Annotated in this window: 12 protein-coding genes and 1 riboswitch; of the genes, 10 read left to right on the top strand and 2 right to left on the bottom strand. The window is 29.8% G+C overall.

Translation table 11 applies throughout. From position 1 onward, the window contains the following. Window positions 1-29: 29 nt before the first annotated feature. From rsmH to TVTCOM_RS14830, 3 genes are all read left to right on the top strand, one after another. Window positions 30-968: a 16S rRNA (cytosine(1402)-N(4))-methyltransferase RsmH gene (gene rsmH / locus TVTCOM_RS14840; RefSeq protein ID WP_434797044.1), complete on the top strand. Its 939-nt coding sequence runs from the start codon at window positions 30-32 to the stop codon at window positions 966-968. 63 nt (window positions 969-1,031) lie between these two features. Next, a riboswitch (SAM riboswitch) is annotated at window positions 1,032-1,132 on the top strand. A 135-nt stretch (window positions 1,133-1,267) separates the two neighbouring features. Next, the gene (locus tag TVTCOM_RS14835; RefSeq protein ID WP_434797043.1) at window positions 1,268-2,557 is read left to right on the top strand and encodes an O-acetylhomoserine aminocarboxypropyltransferase/cysteine synthase family protein; all 1,290 of its coding nucleotides are present in this window, start codon (window positions 1,268-1,270) and stop codon (window positions 2,555-2,557) included. A gap of 311 nt (window positions 2,558-2,868) precedes the next feature. After that, window positions 2,869-4,221, top strand: a complete 1,353-nt coding sequence (locus tag TVTCOM_RS14830) for an MATE family efflux transporter (protein ID WP_434797042.1) — start codon at window positions 2,869-2,871, stop codon at window positions 4,219-4,221. 42 nt (window positions 4,222-4,263) lie between these two features. On the opposite strand, the gene TVTCOM_RS14825 is transcribed toward TVTCOM_RS14830, so the two are convergent. Continuing rightward, complete coding sequence (locus TVTCOM_RS14825) at window positions 4,264-4,698, bottom strand: hypothetical protein (protein ID WP_434797041.1); 435 nt, start codon at window positions 4,696-4,698, stop codon at window positions 4,264-4,266. 13 nt (window positions 4,699-4,711) lie between these two features. Beyond that, on the bottom strand, window positions 4,712-5,872 hold the full coding sequence (locus TVTCOM_RS14820) for a M20 metallopeptidase family protein (protein ID WP_434797040.1): 1,161 nt from the start codon (window positions 5,870-5,872) through the stop codon (window positions 4,712-4,714). Between the two features lie 249 nt (window positions 5,873-6,121). Here TVTCOM_RS14820 and TVTCOM_RS14815 point away from each other — a divergent pair, with 249 nt between their 5' ends. From TVTCOM_RS14815 to murG, 7 genes are all read left to right on the top strand, one after another. Next, window positions 6,122-6,469, top strand: a complete 348-nt coding sequence (locus tag TVTCOM_RS14815; protein ID WP_434797039.1) for a hypothetical protein — start codon at window positions 6,122-6,124, stop codon at window positions 6,467-6,469. 15 nt (window positions 6,470-6,484) lie between these two features. Continuing rightward, complete coding sequence (locus TVTCOM_RS14810) at window positions 6,485-8,464, top strand: stage V sporulation protein D (RefSeq protein WP_434797038.1); 1,980 nt, start codon at window positions 6,485-6,487, stop codon at window positions 8,462-8,464. A gap of 142 nt (window positions 8,465-8,606) precedes the next feature. Continuing rightward, window positions 8,607-9,983 carry a UDP-N-acetylmuramoyl-tripeptide--D-alanyl-D-alanine ligase gene (locus TVTCOM_RS14805; RefSeq protein ID WP_434797037.1) on the top strand — a complete coding sequence of 459 codons (1,377 nt, stop codon included), beginning with the start codon at window positions 8,607-8,609 and terminating at the stop codon, window positions 9,981-9,983. A gap of 36 nt (window positions 9,984-10,019) precedes the next feature. Further along, complete coding sequence (mraY, locus tag TVTCOM_RS14800) at window positions 10,020-10,985, top strand: phospho-N-acetylmuramoyl-pentapeptide-transferase (protein ID WP_434799754.1); 966 nt, start codon at window positions 10,020-10,022, stop codon at window positions 10,983-10,985. Window positions 10,986-11,003: 18 nt separating this feature from the next. Next, window positions 11,004-12,362, top strand: a complete 1,359-nt coding sequence (murD, locus tag TVTCOM_RS14795) for a UDP-N-acetylmuramoyl-L-alanine--D-glutamate ligase (RefSeq protein ID WP_434797036.1) — start codon at window positions 11,004-11,006, stop codon at window positions 12,360-12,362. Window positions 12,363-12,445: 83 nt separating this feature from the next. Next, window positions 12,446-13,537, top strand: a complete 1,092-nt coding sequence (gene spoVE / locus TVTCOM_RS14790; protein WP_434797035.1) for a stage V sporulation protein E — start codon at window positions 12,446-12,448, stop codon at window positions 13,535-13,537. A gap of 14 nt (window positions 13,538-13,551) precedes the next feature. Continuing rightward, window positions 13,552-14,757 (top strand): undecaprenyldiphospho-muramoylpentapeptide beta-N-acetylglucosaminyltransferase, encoded by a 1,206-nt coding sequence (murG, locus tag TVTCOM_RS14785; RefSeq protein ID WP_434797034.1) that lies wholly within the window; start codon window positions 13,552-13,554, stop codon window positions 14,755-14,757. Window positions 14,758-14,817 lie beyond the last annotated feature (60 nt).

The raw sequence follows: 14,817 nt of genomic DNA, 5'->3' as shown, positions 1-14,817 counted from the left end.
TAACTAGTAACTCTTAAGGAGAAGAAAAAATGGAATTTAATCATGTGTCAGTACTACTAGATGAATGTATTGAAAATTTAGACATAAAAGAAGATGGAGTATATGTAGACTGTACCATGGGTGGTGCAGGTCATTCAAAAGAAATAGTAAAGAGATTATCTGATAAAGGTTTATTTATTGGATTTGATCAAGATAAAAATGCCATAGCAACGGCAAAAGAAAGACTAGCTGAATATTCAGACAGAGTAAAATTTGTACACAGTAATTTTGAAAATATTAAATCAGAATTAGAAAAAATAGGTGTTTATAAAATAGATGGAGTGCTTGCTGACTTAGGCGTATCTTCTCATCAACTAGATGAAGCTGATAGAGGCTTCTCTTATATGCATGATGCACCACTAGATATGAGAATGGACGTTAGAAAAGATTTTTCTGCTTATGATGTGGTAAACACTTATAGTGAAGAACAATTAGCTAAGATAATCAGAGATTATGGTGAAGATAATTGGGCAAAGAGAATTGCTAAATTTATAATAGAAGAAAGAGAAGCAAATGGTCCTATAGAAAAAACAGGTGAGCTTGTTGATATTATAAAAAAAGCAATACCTAAAAAAGCTAGAATAGATGGACCACATCCAGCAAAGAGAACTTTCCAAGCCATAAGAATAGAAGTAAATAACGAGCTTGGTGTAATAAATAAAATGATCGAAGACGCTGTTTCTATTATGAATAAGGGTGGAAGAGTTTGCATAATTACTTTCCATTCATTAGAAGATAGAATAGTAAAAAATGAATTTAAAGATTTGGCTTTAAGTTGTATTTGTCCACCAGAACTTCCAATTTGTCAATGTGATAAAAAGTCAGAAGTTAAGATTATAACAAGAAAACCAATACTTCCTAGTGATGAAGAAATTGAAAGAAATCCAAGGGCGAGAAGTGCAAAACTTAGAGTAGCTCAAAAAAAATAATTTTTCTTGTTGCGTATGAATAAAAACATGTATATAATTAACTTATTAAATTAATAGTAAAAAATCTTATCAAGAGTGATGGAGGGAATAGGCCCGAAGAAGTCCAGCAACCTATATTAGATAGGTGCTAAATCCTACTTATGGAAACATAAGAAAGATAAGAGGCAAATCTTAGATTATTAAGGCTCTTTTATCTTTAAGATAAAAGAGCCTTTTTTTATTTGATGAGATATAACTTGTAAGGTTTTTTATATATTGTTTAATATTATTTATATTAAATAACAAGGGGGATATAACTAATGAGTGAAAGAGAGTTAGGTTTTTCAACATTACAAGTTCATGGGGGACAACAACCAGATTCAGCAACAGGAGCTAGAGCAGTTCCAATATATCAAACAACATCATATTGTTTTGAAAGTGTAGATCACGGAGCTGATTTATTTGCCTTAAAAACAGAGGGGCATATTTATTCAAGAATATCAAATCCAACTGTGGCAGTATTTGAGGAAAGAATGGCCTTACTTGAAGGTGGAGTAGGAGCTGTAGCCTTTGCTTCTGGAATGGGTGCTATTAATGCAGCTATATTAAATATACTTCAAGCTGGTGATGAAATAGTTGCTGCACCAACGATTTATGGTGGAACATTTAATCTATTATCAAATATGTTACCTAAATTAGGAATTAAAACTCATTTTGTAAATCCTGATGATCCAGAAAGCTTTAGAGCAGCAATAAACGATAAAACAAGATTAGTTTATGCAGAAACTATAGGAAATCCAGGAATAAATATTATCGATATAGAAAAAATTGCAGAAATAGCTCACGAAGCTAAAATTCCATTTATGTTAGATAATACTTTTGGAACGCCTTACTTAATAAAAGTATTTGATTATGGTGTTGATATTGTTGTTCATTCAGCTACAAAATTTATAGGTGGGCATGGAACGACTTTAGGTGGAGTAGTGGTTGATAGTGGAAATTTTGATTGGATAGAAAGTGGGAAATTCCCATGTTTAACAGAGCCAGACTTATCTTACAATGGTTTAAACTATGCTAAAGACTGTAAAAAAGCAGCTTATACTACAAAACTTCTAGCTCAATATTTAAGAGATACAGGGGCTTGTCTAAGTGCACAAAGTGCATTCCAATTATTATTAGGACTTGAAACTTTATCATTAAGAGTTGAAAGACATGTGGAGAATACTAAGAAAATTACAGAATTTTTAAATAATCATCCTCAAGTTGCATGGGTAAACTATCCCGGTTTAAAAGAAAATAAATATTATGACTTGGCACAAAAATACTTACCAAAAGGACCAGGTTCAATATTTACCTTTGGAATAAAGGGAGGATTAGAAGCAGGGATAAAATTTATTGAAGGTTTACAAATATTCTCTCATTTAGCAAATGTGGCAGATGCAAAATCTCTAGTTATACATCCAGCAAGCACTACTCATTCTCAGCTTAATGAAGAGGAGCAAAAACTAGCTGGTGTTACACCGGATATGATAAGAGTTTCTATAGGAATAGAAGATATAGATGACTTAATTTGGGACTTAAATCAAGCTTTAGAAAAGTCATCATTATAGAGAAAATAAAAAGGAAGATGATAAACTTCATCTTTCTTTTTTAATTACAAAGATATTATAAATTATCTGGTCTGTGGATAATTTATAATATCTACTACTTGAAATAGAGTAAGGCGACTGTATAAAGTTATAACTAGTTAATATCGTTTACAATATATTTATCAATTTTTGCGACACAAAGTGTTTTGTTAGTGTGTGACTCAAGTAAAGCAAATTTTTTAGCCATGTTGTTATTAAAGTAAAGTAAATTTTATGTATACAAAATGAACATCTGATATAATTATTAGTGAATGTTGTAAAGGGGGCTTATTATGGAAATCACTCAAAAAACAAAGAAATATTTATTCACAAATGAAAATTTATATAGACTTATTTTCCCTTTAATAGTAGAGCAATTTTTATTAGTAACTGTAGGTTTAGCTGACTCTATTATGACTGCTAGTATAGGTGAAACTGCAGTATCAGCAGTATCGTTAGTAGATAGTATAAATATTCTTATAATAAATATTTTCACAGCTCTTGCCACAGGAGGAGCAGTAGTAGCAGGTCAATATTTAGGGCAAAAAAAGGAGAATAAAGCTTGTCAAAGTGCTGATCAGCTTATGCTTTTTCTATTTTTAAGTTCTATTACTGTTATGATAATAGTATATTTGAGTAAATATTTTATTCTCTATATAGTTTTTGGGAATATAGAACAAGATGTTATGAACTATTCTAATACTTATTTAACCATAGTATTTATGTCAATTCCTTTTATTGCAATATACAACGGCGGGGCAGCATTATTTAGAGCTATGGGAAATTCTAAAATCACGATGAAAATATCCATTATGATGAATCTAATAAATCTAATAGGAAATTATTTTTTAATATATGTCTTTAAAATGGGAATTGCAGGAGCAGCCATACCAACGGTATTTTCTAGAGTTGTAGCTGCTGTAGTGATTTTTATTTTGATAAGAAATGATAGTTTACAAATTCACTTGTCTAAAAGAATATGTAAAAAATTTGATAGAGTATTAATTAGAAAAATACTTTATATTGGTGTTCCTAATGGTATGGAAAATGGTATGTTTCAACTTGGGAAAATTATTGTACTAAATTTAATAGCAACTTTTGGAACAACAGCTATTGCGGCAAATGCTGTAGCAAATGCTGTTGGACTTTTTCAAATAATACCTGGCATGGCAATCAGCCAAGCAACTCTTTCTGTAACATCACAGTGTATAGGTGCAGGAGATTATGATCAAACCAAATATTATACGAAAAAATTAGTTAAGATAAGTACTATATGTATATTACTTACGGTTATTGTTACTTTTATAAGTATGCCATTAATTTTAAATGCTTACAATTTATCAGATTATACAGCAAAGATTTCAATGGATATTATTTTGTATCATGGAAGTTTGGCTATTATTATATGGACCGCATCATTTGTACTTCCAAATACTCTTCGTGCAGCCAATGATGTTAAATTTTGTATGATAGTTGCTATTTTTTCTATGTGGATTTTTAGAATTGGTTTTAGTTATGTATTAGGAAGATATATGAATATTGGAGTTTTAGGCGTATGGGTGGCCATGAGTATTGATTGGATATTTAGATCAGTATGCTTTATTATTAGATATAAAGGAAGTAAGTGGAAATTAAATGAAATATAAAATCTTTATGTAAAATAAAAAGCTCATATTAAAATGAGCTTTTTATTTTATTTGAATAGAATTAAAAGGTACTTTTTTATTATTTATATTTAAAAGTATTGTATCAAAAAATATACTTTTATCATTTGATGAAGTAGTATTTTTTTCTCTTATGACATAAAGTTCATCCTTACTTTTTGAAGAAGGGGAGGTATTGCAACTTATTATAAGTGTTTTATCTTCAAGTCTTGAATCAATATCTATATATTCATTTTTAATGCCTTTAAAAAATATATATTTATTATTGTCTGTTATTATTTGATAAATGCCTTCTTCTAAATTTTCATCATGTATTACACCTAGAATTTTCTTATTATTTAATGAGCTTATATCTACTGAAGATAGAGAAACTGGACTATCCTCATTTGAATTTTTATTACAACCATAAAAAATAATCGCAGTAGATATTAATATAATTAATAATAATGTATTTCTCATATATTCCTCCTCTTTACTGAAACATAAAAATATTTTTTGATTGTAGAAGTAATCCTGTAAGTAAGCAGTTTTCATCAATATTAAATGTAGATGTATGTATGGGGGAATTAATAGTTTTATTAGCACATCCTATATTAAAAAAAGCCCCCCTAGTTTCTTGTAAAAAATAAGCAAAATCTTCAGAGCCTAAGGAAGATTTATCTTTTATAATTACTTTGTCATCTCCTAAAACTTCAACTCCATTTTTTATTATTTTATTTACTAATTCCTTGTCATTTATTAGTAAGGGTATACCTTCTTTTATGTCCAAGATAATTGAACAGTTAAAGGTTTTACCTACATGTGTACAAATTTCTTTTATTCTTTTTTTTGATAAAATTCTATCTTCGTTATTTAGAGTTCTTAAAGTTCCCACTAAATTAACTTCATCGCAAATTATATTTCCTTTTACTCCTCCGAAAATTTTGCCAAATGTAATTACTACAGAATTATTGGGATCTATATTTCTACTTACAATTGTTTGCAAAGATGAAATTAAATATGAAGAAGTTACTATTGCATCAATACCATCGTGAGGATAAGCTCCATGACTTTTTCTACCTTTTACAGTAATATGTAATCTATCAGTAGAAGCAGCCATTACCCCGGATTTTATTTCCATAGAGCCACATAATAGATGAGGAGCAACATGCAATGCAAATATATAATCTACTTTAGGGCTATCTAAAACACCTCTATTTACTATAATTTTTCCACCACCAACTTCTTCACCTGGTTGAAAAATAAACTTTACATTTACTCTTAATCTATTTTTAAACCTACATAATATTTTACAAAGTCCCAGGGCTATTGTTAAATGAGCATCGTGACCACAAGCATGCATTACTCCTTCATTTTCAGATTTGTAATCTATATTACACTTCTCTTCTATTGGCAAGCCATCCATATCAGCTCTTATACCAATGGTTAACGAAGCATTTGTATTAATTAATGCTATGATTCCAGTAGAATCATTTATACTCTCATAACTAACATTCATTTCATTTAAATATTTTATCAATATATTTCTTGTCTTGTATTCCTTAAATCCAAGTTCTGCATTTCTATGCAATTCTCTTCTAACTTTTATCAGCCAAGGTTGTAATTCTTCGCAGGCCTTAATTATTTCATCCATAATAATTACCCCTTTTTAAGCAATATTAATTTAAGTATAAATTACTTTATTAAAAATATAAAGAAAATGAACATATTTAATTCTATTTAATACTTCAAAAAAATGAAAGAAAGTATAAATTTTTTAAAAAATTGTTCTACATATAAAAATTCATAATCTTTTATGTATGAATTTTTGTATAAGTCATTAAAGGAAGGCAGACACAAAAAAACTAAATATGTATATACCACAGAAGATGGGGGTGATTTTTTGAATAAAAAGGAAAGAGTAAAGAACATAAATGAATATAAAAAGAGAAAAAAGAATAGATATAAAAAGAGAAAAATAAAAAAATTAGTTAAGCCTATTTTGTTTGCATTTCCTGTGGTATCAATAATCATCACAAATTTATGTGGTAATGCTATTGTATCAAATTACAAATATGAGATTAACACATTGAAAAAGCAATTGAGAAAAGAAGAGATAGTTTTAGATGGATTAAAAATGCAACAATTAGAAAATTCCAGCATTACTAATATAGAAGAAAATGCAAAAGAAAAGTTAAAAATGGATTACCCTAATGAAAGTCAAATGAGATATATTGACTTAAAGGATTAGAAAGGGAGGTTGTTAATGAAGATAAAAATAAACAGCAGGAAAAGATTAGTCATAGTGATGGTGTTGGCCTGTTCCTTATTTTTAACCTTGATATTTAGAATAGGATATTTACAACTGGTTAAAGGAGAGTGGCTTAGTACAAAAGCATCAGAACAACAGACAAGAGAGATTCCTATAGAGGCTAAAAGAGGAACTCTATATGATACAAATATGAAAGAATTAGCGGTAAGTGTTACAAAATATACAGTGTGGTGTAAGCCAGTTGAAGTAAAGGATGCAAAAAAAACATCTGAAAATCTGGCAAAAATATTAGATGAAAAATATGATGATGTATACAAAAAAGTTAATAAGAAAAACATGGCTTTAGTTAAAGTGAAAAGATGGATAGACGATGACACGGCAGATAAAATTACTAAATCAGGATTATCTGGAATATGGGTAGCTGAAGATAACCAAAGATATTATCCATATGGGAACTTTGCCTCTTATGTACTTGGTCATACATCTTCAGATTCATCAGGTGTAGCAGGAATAGAATTAAAATATGATAATGTCCTTAAAGGAACAGCAGGAAAGCTAATTGTAAGTACCGATGCAGCAGGAAAAGAAATACCTCAAGGCTCTGAACAATATTATGAACCAACAACAGGAAATGGATTAGTGTTAACTGTTGATGAAGTAATACAACATTATTGTGAAAAGGCAGCTCAAAAAGCTTATGAAGAAAACAATGCAAGTAAAGTAACTATAATTGCTATGGATCCTAAAACAGGAGATATAAAGGCAATGGTAAAAAAACCAGACTATGATCCAAATACTCCTACAAAAGCAATTTATCCTGTTTATGAAGAACTATTAGAAGAATGTAAAAATGATAATGAAAAAATAAAAGCGTACTCAACTATGTGGAGAAATACAGCAGTAAGTGATACATATGAACCAGGTTCAACATTCAAACTTATAACTTCTTCAGCAGGGCTAGAAGAAGGTGTTGTTAAGCAAGACGACAAATTTACTTGTAGTGGTAGTGTCATGGTTGAGGGAAAAAAAATTAAATGTTGGAGATCTTATAGACCTCATGGATTAGAAACCTTTAAACAAGGTGTTCAAAACTCATGTAACCCAGTCTTTGTTGAAGTAGGTAGAAGACTTGGTGTTTCAAAAATGTATGATTACATAGAAGCATTTGGTTTAAATAAAAAAACAGGAATAGATTTACCAGGTGAAGCAGGAAGTATAATGTACAATGAAAAGGATGTAGGGCCTGTAGAACTAGCAACCATATCATTTGGTCAATCTATATCAGTAACACCTATCCAACTTATTACAGCAGTTTGTTCCATAGTAAATGAAGGAAATAGAATGGAACCAAGATTAGTAAAGGCATATACAGATAATAAAGGAAATATAACTAAGGAAGTAGACCCAGTACAAGTTAAACAAGTTATCTCAAAAGAAACATCTGCACAAATGAGAGAAATAATGGAATCTGTTGTAACAGAAGGTGGAGGTAAGATAGCTTACTTACCAGGATATAGATTAGGTGGAAAAACAGGAACTGCACAAAAGGTTATAAATGGATCTTATGCTCAAGGACATTATGTATGTTCTTTCATTGGAATGGCGCCAGCTGACGATCCACAAATTGTAGTTCTTGCCATAGTTGATGAGCCTACAGGAGTTATGCAATTTGGTTCAACAACAGCAGGACCAATTATAAAAGAAGTAATGAGTAACACATTGAAATATTTAGGTGTAGAGCCAGAATATACTGAAGAAGAAAAAGCTGAAAAAGTGAAAAATAAAGTGAAGGTGCCTGATGTTAGAGGTTTAACTATAGAAGATGCAACAAAAATTTTAGAAGAAGCTCAATTAGAAGCTAATATAGATAATGATGTAGATATAAAAGAAGGTACTATAATTAAAGATATGTTTCCGAAACCTGGAGTTAGTGTAAATGAAGGATCTTTAATATCTATTTATTTTGATAATTAATATTACAGAAACTTATAAATATCTTCAAAAAAAAGTTAATATGGTATATAATTATTAAGATAAATGTATAGAAGGCAATGTATATAATGCATTGCCTTTTATAAAGATAAGTATGAAATTAAAAATGAATAAGGAGGTTGAAATGGAATATTTAACTATAAAAGAGTTAATACTTGCAAGTGAAGGACAGTTAGTTTCTAAGTGTAGCGAAGAAACTTTAGTAAATGACATAGTAATAGACAGTAGAAAAGCAAGTAAAGACAATGCTTTTGTTGCTATAGTTGGAGAAAATTTAGATGGGCATGATTTCATTAATTTAGCTATAAATCAAGGCTGTAAAACTATTATAAAAAATAAAGATAACAACGTTGACATAGAGAATAAAGAAATTAATGTAATAGAAGTAAACAACACGGAAGTAGCTTTTGGTGATATTGCTAGATTTTATAAGAAAAAATTTGAAATACCGTTTATAGCCGTTACAGGTAGTGTGGGAAAAACAACTACTAGAGATATGGTATATTCTACTATAAGTGCAAAATACAACTCACTGAAAAACGTAGGAAATTTGAATAATCAATTTGGAGTGCCATTAACTTTATTTAATTTAAATAAAGAACATGAATGTGCAGTGATAGAAATGGGAATGAGTGGATTCAATGAAATTGAATACTTAGTAAATATTGTTAATCCACAAATAGGCATAATTTCTAATATTGGGTATTCACATGTAGAACATCTGGGAAGTAGAGAGGGTATTTTTAAAGCAAAAATGGAAATAACAGCAAACTTTGATGAAAGTTCTTTATTAATAGTCAATGGAGATGATGATTGCTTAAAAACTTTAAAGAGTAAAAATTTAGTTTATAAATTAAGAACTTTTGGATTTGAAAAAGATAACGATATATATTGTGAATCTTTCGAAATGGATGAAAACAGTATAGATTTCATAGCTATTATTGATGGAAAAAGAGAAAAATTTTTCATCCCAACAGTTGGAAAACATAATATATATAATGCTATGGCAGCAATATTAGTAGGGATTAATCTGAATATGACATTAGAGGAAATAAAAGATGGTTTGAAAAATTTCCAATGTACCAAAAATAGATTAGACATAATAAAAAATAATAATTTAACTATAATAGATTCTGTTTATAATGCAAGTATCGACTCTATGACTGCTGCATTAAATATTCTTGGAAGATATAAAAGCAGAAGAGTAGCAATACTTGGAGATATGTTTGAGATGGGTGAATTTGCAGAGTTTGGCCATAGACAAGTAGGCAAGGCAGCTTTAAACAATGTGGATATATTAATAGCAATAGGAAAGGATTCAGAGTTTATAGAAAAAGAATTAAAAGAAAATAATATGAACCCTGACAATCTTTATCATTTTGAAACAAAAGAAGAAGCAATTGAAAAGCTAGATGATATCATAAAACAAAATGACACTATTTTAGTTAAGGCATCAAGAGGAATGCATCTAGAAAAAGTTGTTGAACATCTTAATAAATAGACAAAATAATTAGCGAACTAGGGAGAGGAGTTTTATATTATGTTAGGAATAACACAGCTTACGTATACAGCGATAATCGCATTTTTAATAGTAGTTATACTAGGACCAATATTTATACCAATGTTATCAAAATTTAAATTTGGTCAAACAGTTAGGGATGATGGACCACAAACTCATTTACAAAAAAATGGAACACCAACTATGGGTGGGGTAATAATGATAATAGCTATCCTTATTACGGGACTTACAAGAACAAAAGTGGATAGAGATTTATTAGTAGGATTAATATGTATAACAGGATTTGGATTTGTAGGATTTTTAGATGATTTCATCAAAATTAAAATGAAAAGGTCTTTAGGGCTTAAAGCATATCAAAAAATTGTACTACAATTTGCTCTTGCGTTATTTGTTGCTTATTATCAATATAGCGCATCACCGAGTGCAACACAAGTAATGGTTCCGTTTACTGATTATGTAATAAACTTAGGGCCTTTATATGTACCAATAATGATGTTTATTATAATAGGAACGGTAAATGCTGTAAATTTAACTGATGGTTTAGATGGTCTAGCATCTGGAGTAACTTTAATAGTATCAGCATTTTTTATGATGTTGGCAACAACAATAGGCAACAGTGATGTTGCAATACTTGCAGCAGCTACTGGGGGAGCTTGTTTAGGATTTTTAGGATTCAACTCATATCCTGCTAAAGTATTCATGGGTGACACAGGTTCTATGGCTTTAGGTGGAGCAGTAGTAGCTTTTGCAGTATTAACAAATTCAGTACTTCTAATACCAATAGTAGGAGGTATTTATTTTGCTGAAGCTATATCAGTAATATTACAAGTTGTATCATTTAAATTGACTGGTAAAAGAGTATTTAAAATGGCTCCAATACATCATCATTTTGAACAATGTGGATGGCCAGAAACTAGAGTCGTATTTATATTTTGGATAACTACAGTAGTATTAGCATGGATAGGAATAATTGCAGTATTCTAATCACTAGGGGGGGAAACAATGAACCTAAAAAATAAAAATATTTTACTTGTTGGTTTAGCTAAAACAGGTGTTTCAACAATTAAATTATTAGGCAAATTAGAAGCAAATATAATAGTTAATGATATAAAAGATGAAGAAAAATTAAAAGATATTTTACTAGAATTAAGGAATATAAAAAATGCTCAGTATATTCTTGGATATCATCCAGAAAATGTTGACCACATAGACTTAGCAGTAGTATCTCCTGGAGTACCTTTAGACTTACCTTTTATATTAAAATTAAAAGAAAACAATATAGAGATAATAGGAGAAGTTGAATTAGCTTATAGACTTTCTAAAAATCCTATGTTTGTAGGCATAACTGGAACAAATGGAAAAACTACTACAACATCTTTAGTAGGAGAAATATTTAAATCGGACAATAAGGACACGTATATAGTTGGAAATATTGGAAATCCTGTTATAGATACAGTAGAAACTACAAATGAAGATTCATATTTAATAACAGAGCTAAGTTCATTCCAGTTGGAAAGTATTGTTGATTTTAAATCTAAAGTTGCATCAATATTGAATTTTTCTCCAGATCATTTAAATAGACATCATACTATGGAAAATTATATAGCTGCTAAAGCAAATATATTTAAAAATCAAGATAAAAGTGATTTTGCCATATTAAATTATGACGATAAAGAAGTTAGAGCACTAGAATCTAATTGTAATGGTCAAGTAATATTCTTTTCAAGAAAAGAAAAACTTGATAAAGGTGTATATTTAGATGAAAACAACAATATAGTTATTCATATAGATAAAAAAATTGTTTTATTAAATAAAAAAGAACTTAGTCTACCAGGAGCACATAATCTAGAAAATTGTATGGCTGCTATTGCTATGTCTTACGTATGTAATGTGGATTTAGAAACTCTAAAACATGTATTAAAAACATTTAAAGCTGTAGAACATAGATTAGAATATGTTAGAACATTAAATGATATTATGTTTGTAAATGATTCTAAGGGAACAAATCCAGATTCAACTGTTAAGGCAATAACTTCTTATGAAAATCCAATTATACTAATAGCTGGTGGATACAATAAGGAAAGTGATTTTAATGAGCTTTTAGAAGTAGGAAAAGAAAATATTAAAGCCTTAGTTTTAATGGGTGAAACTTCTAGTATAATTGAAAAATGTGCTAAAGAAAAAGATTATAAAACTATAATTAGAGTTAACAATATGAAAGAAGCTGTAGAAGCTTCTTATAACCTAGCTGAAAGTGGAGATGTTGTTCTTTTATCTCCTGCTTGCGCAAGTTGGGATATGTACAAAAGTTTTGAAGTGAGAGGACGCGACTTCAAAGATAATGTAAACAACTTAAAATAACTCCTTCAAAGCAATTTATTGCGAAATGGAGGGTAGTCTATCAGATGCCTAGTAAAATTTTAAAAAAGCAGATTGACAGGGGGATGAAGACTGATTTTGATTCAGTAGTATTTTATACTACCATGATTTTAGTATTTTTTGGGATCATCATGGTGTTTAGTGCAAGTTATATTCAATCTTCATTTAAACATAATGATCCCTATTTCTTTTTAAAAAGAGATTTAATTTATGCAACACTGGGATTTATAGGAATGATGATTCTTTCCAATGTGGATTATAAACTTTGGAAGAAGTATGCCACACCAATTTGCATAGTTGCCATTGTATTATTACTTTTAGTTTTAACACCGCTTGGAATAGAAGCTAATGGTGCTAAAAGGTGGCTAGGTGTGGGAGGAGCAACTTTTCAGCCATCAGATATAGCAAAATTTGCCTGTGTTGTATTTACAGCAAAATTAGTAGAAAAACGATATGATAAAATAAAATCTTTGACAAAAGGTGTTTTACCACTTTTGATTATGCCTATGCTAATATTTGTATTGATAATGCTTGAACCGAATATGTCTACAGCTGGTACAGTAGTACTTGTAACCTTTGTCATATTGTTTGTAGCAGGAATGAATATGAAGTTTGTTGGGGTTATGGGATTATCAGGAGTGGCACTGTTTGGTGTTTTAGTAATGATAGAGCCTTATAGATTAAAACGTATTACTTCCTTTTTAGATCCGTTCCAAGATCCGCTAGGAGCTGGATATCAAGTTATACAAAGTTTGTATGCATTAGGATCAGGAGGATTATTTGGCTTAGGCCTAGGAAAAAGTAAACAAAAATATTTTTACATACCAGAACCACAAAATGATTTTATCTTTGCCATAATAGGTGAAGAATTAGGTTTAATAGGATGTATATTAGTAATTATGTTATTTATATTATTAGTTTATAGATGTGTTCGTATAGCTTTAAAATGTGAAGACATATTTGCTTGCATGTTAGTAATAGGTATAGGAGCTCTAATAGGTATTCAAGCAGCATTAAATATTGCTGTTGCCACATCGACTATGCCAAATACAGGAGTAGCCCTGCCGTTTATAAGTTATGGAGGAACCTCGCTGACCATGCTTATGGGTGAAGTAGGAATAGTGTTAAACATCTCAAAACATGTCAAGATTAAATAACAGGAGATGATACGATGAAGGTATTACTATCAGGCGGAGGAACGGGAGGACACGTTTATCCAGCAATAGCAATCGCTAACAAAATAAAAGAAGAAAATCCTGATTGTGAAATATTATTTGTAGGAACAGAGAAAGGTATAGAATCAGAAATAGTTCCAAAATACGGATATGAATTAAAAACTGTAACAGTACAAGGATTTAGAAGAAAAATAGACTTTGAAAATGTTAAAAGAATATTTAAACTATGTAAGGGATTAGAACAATCTAGAAGAATAGTTAAAAAATATAAACCAGACATAGTAATAGGAACTGGTGGATATGTAAGTGGACCAGTTTTATTTAACTCAGCTTTAAATAAAACCGTGACAATAGTTCATGAGCAAAACTCATTTCCTGGAGTAACAAATAAAATACTTTCTAAAGTTGTTACAAGGGTCCTTACAAGTTTCGAAGATTCTCATGAAAGATTTCCTGAAGAAAGTAGAAATAAACTAGTTCTTACAGGAAATCCAGTAAGAAAAGAAATATTGCAATCAAGAAAATCTACTTCGAGAAAAAAACTTGGAATAAGTGAAGATAAAAAAATGGTTCTTTGTTATGGTGGTAGCGGTGGATCAGAAGAAATTAATGATGCAATGAGACTTGTAATAAATAATATGGTAAAAGAAGATATTGCATTTATATTTGCCACTGGAAAACTATATTTTGATGAATTTATGGAATCTTTAGGAGAAATTTCTTTGAAACCTTATCAAAGAGTAATGCCTTATTTAGATAATATGGCTGATGGATTAGCAGCTAGTGATATAGTAATAGGAAGTGCTGGAGCCATATCTTTAGCAGAGATAACAGCTCTTGGAAAACCATCTATTATAATACCGAAGGCTTATACTGCTGAAAATCATCAAGAATATAATGCTAAGAGTATAGAATCTCAAGGTGCAGGAATTGCTATATTAGAAAAAGATTTAACTCCTGAAAAGTTAAATGAAGTAGTATTTAAATTATTAGGAGATAGGGAATTACTAATAGATATGGCTAATGCAAGTAAATCTATTGGAAAACCTCAAGCCATAGATTTAATATACGATGAAATTATGAGAGCATATAATGAAAAACAAGAAATTAATATTACCAAAAAAGAAAAGAAAGAATCGAAAGAGATAAAGGCTACAGAGGAAACTAAGGAAATAAAAACAATAGGAATAAAGAAAAAGTAACATATACCCCCCCTAACTCATAATATTTAATAATAAGGGATTTAATATTATGATTAGGGG

The sequence above is a fragment of the Terrisporobacter vanillatitrophus genome (genome assembly GCF_051148895.1).
GTDB lineage: Bacteria > Bacillota > Clostridia > Peptostreptococcales > Peptostreptococcaceae > Terrisporobacter > Terrisporobacter vanillatitrophus.
Note: the sequence above shows the minus strand (reverse complement) of the source record. Positions and strands in the feature narration are given on the sequence as shown.

Bases quoted from the DNA above. Each gene is read 5' to 3' on its own strand.
- TVTCOM_RS14805 (WP_434797037.1), top strand. From the start codon at position 8,607: ATGGAATATTTAACTATAAAAGAGTTAATACTTGCAAGTGAAGGACAG.
- murG (WP_434797034.1), top strand. From the start codon at position 13,552: ATGAAGGTATTACTATCAGGCGGAGGAACGGGAGGACACGTTTATCCA.
- rsmH (WP_434797044.1), top strand. From the start codon at position 30: ATGGAATTTAATCATGTGTCAGTACTACTAGATGAATGTATTGAAAAT.
- TVTCOM_RS14835 (WP_434797043.1), top strand. From the start codon at position 1,268: ATGAGTGAAAGAGAGTTAGGTTTTTCAACATTACAAGTTCATGGGGGA.
- TVTCOM_RS14820 (WP_434797040.1), bottom strand. From the start codon at position 5,872: ATGGATGAAATAATTAAGGCCTGCGAAGAATTACAACCTTGGCTGATA.
- TVTCOM_RS14825 (WP_434797041.1), bottom strand. From the start codon at position 4,698: ATGAGAAATACATTATTATTAATTATATTAATATCTACTGCGATTATT.
- TVTCOM_RS14830 (WP_434797042.1), top strand. From the start codon at position 2,869: ATGGAAATCACTCAAAAAACAAAGAAATATTTATTCACAAATGAAAAT.
- TVTCOM_RS14810 (WP_434797038.1), top strand. From the start codon at position 6,485: ATGAAGATAAAAATAAACAGCAGGAAAAGATTAGTCATAGTGATGGTG.
- spoVE (WP_434797035.1), top strand. From the start codon at position 12,446: ATGAAGACTGATTTTGATTCAGTAGTATTTTATACTACCATGATTTTA.
- murD (WP_434797036.1), top strand. From the start codon at position 11,004: ATGAACCTAAAAAATAAAAATATTTTACTTGTTGGTTTAGCTAAAACA.